This is a genomic window from Nocardia brasiliensis (assembly GCF_011801125.1).
Taxonomy (GTDB): Bacteria; Actinomycetota; Actinomycetes; order Mycobacteriales; family Mycobacteriaceae; genus Nocardia; species Nocardia brasiliensis_C.
Genome location: NZ_CP046171.1, coordinates 3,795,669 through 3,803,207 on the forward strand (window position 1 = coordinate 3,795,669; position 7,539 = coordinate 3,803,207).

A 7,539-nucleotide genomic window follows, 5' to 3' on the forward strand; every position below is an offset into this window, starting at 1 on the left:
GGAACACCCGGCAACGTCCTAGCATGAAACACACTGATACCTGGGGGTCCCCGTGGACATCGCCGCACTGGATGCCGCAATCGACGAGCCGGAACTCATCGAGTTCACCCGAGATCTGGTCCGCACTCATTCGGTGAACGAGCCGGGCCGGGGCGAGCGCGCGGTCGCGGACTTCCTGCTCGCCAAGATCGGTGAATGGGGTTGGCAACCGGAGCTGTTCGACGCGGACGGACGCCCCAACATCGCGGTGACACTGTCCGGGGGCGGCGGTCCCGGACCGACCCTCGCCTTCGAGGGGCACATGGACGTGGTCGCCGAGGGGGACCGCCGCCAATGGAGCGTCGATCCCTACGGCGGGGAGATCCGCGACGGCAAGCTCTACGGCCGCGGTTCCGCCGACATGAAATCCGGTGTCGCGGCAATGCTGTACGGCACCAGGGCCTTGCAGCGGTGCGGGCCGTTTCCCGGCCGGATCCGCCTGCTGCTGCTCGCCGACGAGGAGGGGATGATGTCGGGGGCGAAAGCGGCTGTGGCCCAAGGCTTCGTCCGCGATGTGGACGGGGTCGTGTGCTGTGAGCCGGAGGGCGACGAGGTGTGCCCGGTTTCGAAGGGCGCGATTCGGCTGCGGGTCGACTTCACCGGCGTGATGAGCCACGGCGCGATGCCGTGGCAGGGCCGGAACACGTTGCCCGCCATGGCCCGTGCGCTGCTCGGCCTGGAGGCGCTGGCGGACAGGCTGGTACAGGAGGTCGGTTCCCGGCCGCCGCTCGGCGCGCCATCGATCACCCCGACGGTGGTGCGCGCGGGAACCACCGATCAGCTCAACACGATTCCCGCCGTCAGCTCGATGTTCCTCGATGTGCGCACGGTGCCGGGCGTGGATCACGAGACGCTGCTGAAGAACATCGGCGAGTGCGTCGACACCGCGGCGCGCGGGTGCGGGATCGGCGCGGCGGTCACGGTGATCGACGATCGCCCGTGGGTCGAGACCGATCCGGACTCACCGTTGGTCACTGCGCTGGTCCGCGCGCACGAAATAGTCAACGGGGTCCGGCCGGAACTGGGGGCCGTCCCCGGTACCACCGACGGTACTATCCTCACCTGCCGGTCCGGCGTCGCGAGCGCCGTGTACGGACCGGGCGGCAAGTGGATCGCGCACATGGCCGACGAATACGTCGAGGTGCGCGACCTCAAGCGCTATGCGTTGACGTATGCGGTTGCGGCACAGGAATTCCTGCGCGGCGGCCCGGTCTCGTGAGCACCGCGGCGGCGGGCGGGACCAGGCTGCCTCTGACCCCGGGACAGCATCTCTTGGATTTCCTGGAGTCCATCCGTCCCGGCGGCGCGGCGGCGGCCTTCAACATCGCGTTCCGGCTCACCGTCGACGGGCCGCTGGACCGGCGGCGGCTGTTCGACGCGCTCACCCGCACGGTCGAGCGGCACGAGGCGCTGCGCACCGCGCTTGTCCGGGGGCGCGGCATGTCCGAGCAGGTCATCTGCGCCGACGCGGTGCCGGAGATCACCGTGCTCGCGCTGCCGATGGCCGCGGCGGAGGTGGCAGCGCTGCTGGTCGAGCACAACAACACACCCTTCGATCTCGCGCGTGCGCCGTTGCTGCGCGCCCTGCTCCTGGAAGACCCGCCGCGGGATCGAAGGTTGCTCCAGGTCACGGTGCATCACAGCGTGGCCGACGCCTGGTCGCTGGAGGTGCTCAAACGCGATATCGGACGGTACTACCGCGCGGCCGACGGGTCGGCACCGGACCCCGCGCCGCCCCCGGTGGGCTATCGGCAGCTGGTGCTCGACGAATTGGCCGCGCTGGAGTCGCAGGAGGCGGCCGCGGCCCGGGGGTTCTGGCCGGAATACCTTGGCGCGCTGGAAGTTCTGCAGATATCGGCGAAGAATGCGGAGGTGGCATCGGACCAGCCCGCGGTCACCAGTCGCGGCGATCGCGCCCTGACGACCGCGCAGACCGCGCGGTTGCGCACCATGGCCGCGCGTTTGCGGGCGACGCCGTTCATGGTGCTCGCCGCGGCCTACGGTTTCGTCCTCGGTCACCTGTGCGGATGCGCCGCGTATCTGATGCCGACCTTCGGCCACGGCCGCCGCGACCCCCGCCTGCGCGAGTCGGTGGCGATGCTGTTCAACCCGTTCGTGATCAGGTTCAGCTGGTCGCCGGAGCAGACCTTCGCCGACCTTGTCGCCTCGTTCAAGCGGAACAGCCTGTCCGCCTATCGATTCCAGTGGTACCCGTTCATCGAGGTGCTCGAGCTCTGCCAGGATCTCTCGGTCTCCCTCGTCGACCCGGGCAGCGCGCTGTTCCCGGTGCAGATGCTGAACGTGCCGAAGACGCCGACCGGGACGGCGCTGTTCGGGCCCGACTGCGTCGCCGCGGAATACGCGGTGCGGCACACCGCGGTGGGCAATGTGCTCCCGATCGATGGTTTGCTCACCGTCAAGGGGTCCGATGCGGCGATGTCGATGACTTTCAATGCGGCACAACGCTTGTGGAACGACCGCCTGGCCGCCTCGATGTGCGCGTCCGTGCTCGGCGTCTGTCTGGCGGCCGCCCAGGATTCCGAGGTCACGTTGCGGCACCTGACCCGCATCGTCGACGGGCACTTCGGCGGCAATGGATGGAGCATCTGATGGGACAGACGCGGGTAGCGGTCGTCGACGGCGCGAACGGGTACGTCGCGAGCAATACGATCTGTGCGTTGCTCGAGCGCGGCGTCCCGGTGAAGGCGCTCGCCCGCGGCGCGCGCACCAGGGTGGCCGAGGCGCTCGCCGCGGCGACCATGAACGAGGCGGACGGGCCGCCGCCCGGCAGCGCGCTGGTCGAGACCTACGACTGCGAATTGGCCGAGGAATATCTGGGCATCGACGATTTCACCGCCGCGGCGATCTTCGCCGAACCGTGCGATTTCTGGCATTTCGCCGCGGCGGTCGATCTGTCCCCGAACCGGCCCGCGTTGCTCGAGCAGGTGAATGTGCGCGGCACGGAACGGGCATTGCGACTGTTCACCGCGCACAGCAGGCCGGGATCGCGATTCTTTCTGATCAGCACCGCCTATGTCGGTGGTATCTCGGACGCCCCGACCGAGGAGACATGGCAACCCGCTGCCGACCGCAGCCGGTTCCGGACCGTATACGAGGCGACGAAATGCGCCGGTGAGCTGGTCTTCCGGGACTACATGCGCACGCACGGGGTCGAGGGCGCGGTGCTGCGGCTCGGGCAGGTGGTCGGTTCGTCGAAGACCGCGCACACCACCTCGGACTTCGGCATCTACAACTTCATGTCGAACATGAAGCGGGTGGCCCGCCGCTTTCCCGGCGGGACCGCGGCGGTGCAGGTCGCGGCCGGGGCGACGCTCAACCTGGTGCCCATCGACACCTGCGTCGAATGGTTGCTGGGACTGGCCGAGGTCGGCGACCTGCCGCCGATCGTGAACCTGACCGATCGGGTCGGCGTCTCGGCCGAGGACGCCATCCGCATCATCGGCCACGGATTGGGGATGACGCTGCGACCGGTACAGCCCGAACAGTGGGGCGAGACCGAACACACCACGCTGGACCGGGCCGTGGCCGCACGCATGGCCTACACCGGAAAGTATCTGATGGAGCGGATCGAATTCGACCGGCGCAACCTGGAGTCGGCGCTCGGCGTGTCCGCGCCGGTGTGCGACCTCGACCTGCTCGAGCGCCTGGTCACCTGGTACCTGAAGTAACGTCGTCGAGTTGATTCGGCGCGGCGGTCGGGCCGCGGTCTGCGAGGACGGGATTGTGGTCAGTACCGCGCCGTGGCTATGGATGATCCGCACCCGAAGGGAAGCGGGCGTTCGGTCGAGCTGGTGCCGCTGCGCGATCTGGCCGACCAGCCGGCCGATTCCGTTACAGCGCCTTCGGATCGGCCATCATCGCCATCGCCGAGGTCCGCCGCGCCGCGGTGAGTTCGCCCCGGATCAGGTCCGCGGCTCTGCGGAACTCCGCCGAACGCGAGTCCGCGGCCCTGGTCGCCCGCCCGGCCAGGAAGGTCGAGTCGATGCCGGCGACATGCTCGGCGATGCGCCGGGCTTCCGGGATGCCGAGGCCGACCGCGATCGCCAGCGCGTCCTTCCAATGCTGGCGGGCCACCGAGAAATGCGCCGAGCAGTAGTTCACGGTCGCGATCGCGTCGTAGGCGAGCACCTCCTCGTAGGGTGAGCCGGACGCGCACGCGATGTGCAGCGCCCGTTCGTAATGGGCCAGCGCTTCCCGGCGGTGCCCGCGGCGGCGGTGCACGTCACCGATCCCCAGATGCGTGCAGCACTTGAGGATCAGGTCGTTGTTGCGCTCGGCGCGCGCCAACGCGGCGTGGAAGCTGTCCAGCGCGGGCTCGTACTTCTCCAGGTGCGTGTAGACGGTGCCGGTCCGGATCGAAAGATAATTGTGGAACAGGGTTTTCGAGGAGATCGCGGCCAGCGACTGCTCGGCCGCACTCAGATGCGCCAGCGCGTCGTCGTAGCGCCCGACCCGCACCGCCGTGTCGCTGAGCCGCATCAGGGCACAGGACCGCAGATATGGATCGCCGGTGTCGTCGGAGATCGTGACGGCCTGGCGCAGATAGTCGAACGCGTCGTCGACGTAGCCCATCCGCTCGTGGACCTGACCGAGCCCCTGTAGCGCATAGCCTTCCAGGAATCGGTCACCGATCAGGCGCGACAGCAACAGGCACTGGTGGTAACCCATGAGCGCGTCGCGGTAGCGGGCCATGCGGAAGTAGACCAGGCCGCTGTGGTGCATGGCCCGTGCGGCGTTGGAGTAGTCGCGCATGCCGTGCGCGAGCCGTACCGCGTCGTCGAGCACCACCAACGCCTGCTGACAGTGGCGCATCCGCCATAGCGTGTAGCCGAGGTTCACCAGCAGCCGGCATTCCTCGGCCTGCTCACCGTTGTGCCTGGCCACCTCGACCGCGTCGAAGTGCATCGTGATGGCGTCGTCGGAGCAGCGCAACCCGGTGACGTAAGGCCACCACAGGATTTCGGAGAACAGGCGGTTGTAGTCGGACCAGCGCGCCCGGGTCGCCTCCCGCGCCACGGCGAGCAGGTTGAGTCGCTCGGTGTGCAGCCACGAGACGCACTCGTGGTGACTGTCCAGACCGGGCAGCGGCGTGTTCGGCTTGGGCAGGTCGGTGATGCGGCTCGTGCGATCGGGCAGGATCTCGGTGCCGACTCGCCAGGCGGCGTAGCGGTAGTAATCGAAAAGCCGGGTCAGTGCGGCACCGTCGTCGTTGGCGGGTTGTTCCAGGGTCGCGGCATAGTCGCGCACCAGGTTGTGGAACCGGTAGCGTTCGGAGACAACCTGTTCCAGTAGGTGCACGTCGACGAGCGCCTCGAGGATCTGCTCGGCGGCACACGTGCCGATGTCGGCGAGCGCGGCGGTGGCGTAGGTGTCGAAGTCGCGGCCGGGGTGCAGGCCGAGCAGGCGGAAGACCCGCTGTTGCTCGGGCGGCAGGTCCTGGAAGCTCGCGGTGAGTGCGGCGGCCACGCTGCGCGAGCCGGCCGCGAGGTGTTCGAGGCGGTGGCTCGGATGTCGGAGCCGCTCGGCGATCCGGTCGATCGGCCAGACCGGCCGGGCGCGTAGCCGCCCCGCCGCGATGCGGATGGCCAGCGGCAGGTAGCCGCACAGGCGCACGGTCTCCTCGACCGCGTCGGGCTCGGTCGTGACCCGGTCGTCGTCGACGATGGCGGCGAACAGGGCCTTGGCGTCCTCCGGCGCGAGCACGTCCAGCGACAAGGTCTGGGAGACCTCGAGGTCCACCAGTCTGCGCCTGCTGGTGATCAGCACCAGACAGCTCGGGGTGCCCGGCAGCAGCGGCCGGACCTGATCGGCGTCGGCGACATTGTCGAAGACCAGCAACGCCGACCGCGACGCGATCTCGGTGCGCCACAGGGCGGCTCGGGCGTCGAGATCAGGGGGAATCGATTCGCTCGGCACGCCGACCGCGCGCAACAGCCGATCCAGCGCCACCATCGGTTCGACCGGCGCGCTCTCGGCCGCGTGTCCGTGCAGATCGATGTAGAGCTGGGCATCGGGATAGCGGCTGCCGAGTTGATGCGCCGCGTGGATCGCCAGTGTCGTCTTGCCGACGCCCGCCATGCCGTCGATCGCCTCGATCAACACCGTCGGGCGGCCCGCCTTGGGCGGCAGATCGGCGAGCAACCGGTTCATCTCGTCGGTGCGGCCGGTGAAATCAGCGATGTCGCCGGGTAACTGGTTGCGGCTCGGCAGCGTCTCCGGCCGTGGCTCCAGCACGGCGCCGAGGTCGGCGGGCGTGGGCGGTCCGTCGCCGGGCGGGGCCGGGCGCGGCGCGTCCTGGTCCGCGCCGCCGAGCTCGGCGGCGCCCGCGGGCGGCGGTTCGATCTCGTCGCGCAGGATGCGCCGATGCAGTTCGCGCAGTTCCCGGCCCGGCTCGATGCCGATCTCCTCGGCGAGCCTGCGCTGCGCGTCCTGGAAGACCAGCAGCGCCTCGGCCTGGCGGCCGCAGTGATACAGGCCGAGCATGAGCAGCGTGCGGAACCGCTCCTGCAGCGGGTAGGCCGTGACCAGCGGGGCGAGCTCGGCGACCGCCTCGGCGTGGTGGCCGAGGGCGATCTTGATCCCGGCCCGGTGCTCGAGCGCGGTGAGATAGCGCTCCTGGAGCCTGCGGCGCTCGCCCTCGATGATCGGACCGGCCAGTCCGCTGAACGGCTCGCCGCGCCACAGCGCCAGCGCCGCGTCGGTGTGCGCGGCGGCCGCGGTCAGGTCGCTGTCGCGCCTGCACCGTTCCGCGGTCGCGAGCAGCCGGTCGAACGCGACGTGATCGGAGAGCGTGGGGTCGCCGTGTAGGACGTACCCCGTCTCGGACCACACCAGCGCGGGCTCGGCGACCTTGCGCCGCGGCGCCAGTGCGCGCCGCAGCCTGCTGACGTAGGTCTGCACACCGTTGCGCGCGTCACCGGGCGGGTGTTCACCCCACACCCCGTCGATGATCGCGTTCACCGTTACCGGCCGGTTCATCTCCAGCATCAGCGCTGCGAGCACTGCCTGTTGTTTCGCCGGGCCCAGCTCGATTTCACGGTCATCCCGCCATGCCGTGAACGAGCCGAGCACCCCATATCTGATCTGAGTTCGAGCCATGGACAAGCCCTCCTGAACCATGTGCTGCCAGCGCAGAGCATAGGCGGCGTCGGCTCTGCCCAGCGCGGGAACGCGGGGATAGTTACCAGTTTGACCAGTCATTTATGCACTAGTACAGCGCCAGTTACGCAGGCAGGGACATCCTGATCGAGTGTGCTGCACCAGGATTCGGGGGCATCGACGCGCGGGGCGACCGGCAGGCCGGCGACCTCGCGATCGCGCATCCAGTTATGGTCGAGCGTCCACTAGGTGGATCGGCCAGGCAGTGCACCAGTTGAGCCGCCGTACCGGCCTGCCCGCGCGGGTTCCGGACGCGGTTGCCGCCCACGGGGATTCGGTGTGGGCGACGCGCGCGTGTCCTGACAGGTGAGGGAGTTCGCT

At 69.2% G+C, this 7,539-nt stretch carries 4 protein-coding genes; 3 read left to right on the forward strand and 1 reads right to left on the reverse strand.

Annotation, left to right across the window (positions count from 1 at the left end; all coding sequences use genetic code 11):
• Window positions 1-52 precede the first annotated feature (52 nt).
• Genes F5X71_RS17250 through F5X71_RS17260 form a run of 3 tightly spaced genes read left to right on the forward strand, consistent with a single transcriptional unit; the run spans window position 53 to window position 3,728 of the window.
• A complete protein-coding gene (locus F5X71_RS17250) occupies window positions 53-1,258 on the forward strand; it encodes a M20 family metallopeptidase (RefSeq protein ID WP_167462918.1) in 1,206 nt (401 codons plus the stop codon).
• Window positions 1,255-2,649 carry a condensation domain-containing protein gene (locus F5X71_RS17255; protein ID WP_167462921.1) on the forward strand — a complete coding sequence of 465 codons (1,395 nt, stop codon included), beginning with the start codon at window positions 1,255-1,257 and terminating at the stop codon, window positions 2,647-2,649. The genes F5X71_RS17250 and F5X71_RS17255 overlap by 4 nt, the downstream gene beginning before the upstream one ends.
• Complete coding sequence (locus F5X71_RS17260) at window positions 2,649-3,728, forward strand: SDR family oxidoreductase (protein ID WP_167462923.1); 1,080 nt, start codon at window positions 2,649-2,651, stop codon at window positions 3,726-3,728. Before F5X71_RS17255 ends, F5X71_RS17260 begins: the two co-directional genes overlap by 1 nt.
• 163 nt (window positions 3,729-3,891) lie before the next feature.
• On the opposite strand, the gene F5X71_RS17265 is transcribed toward F5X71_RS17260, so the two are convergent.
• Window positions 3,892-7,158: an AfsR/SARP family transcriptional regulator gene (locus F5X71_RS17265; protein ID WP_167462924.1), complete on the reverse strand. Its 3,267-nt coding sequence runs from the start codon at window positions 7,156-7,158 to the stop codon at window positions 3,892-3,894.
• Between the last annotated feature and the right edge of the window lie 381 nt (window positions 7,159-7,539).

Bases quoted from the DNA above. Each gene is read 5' to 3' on its own strand.
- F5X71_RS17260 (WP_167462923.1), top strand. From the start codon at position 2,649: ATGGGACAGACGCGGGTAGCGGTCGTCGACGGCGCGAACGGGTACGTC.
- F5X71_RS17265 (WP_167462924.1), bottom strand. From the start codon at position 7,158: ATGGCTCGAACTCAGATCAGATATGGGGTGCTCGGCTCGTTCACGGCA.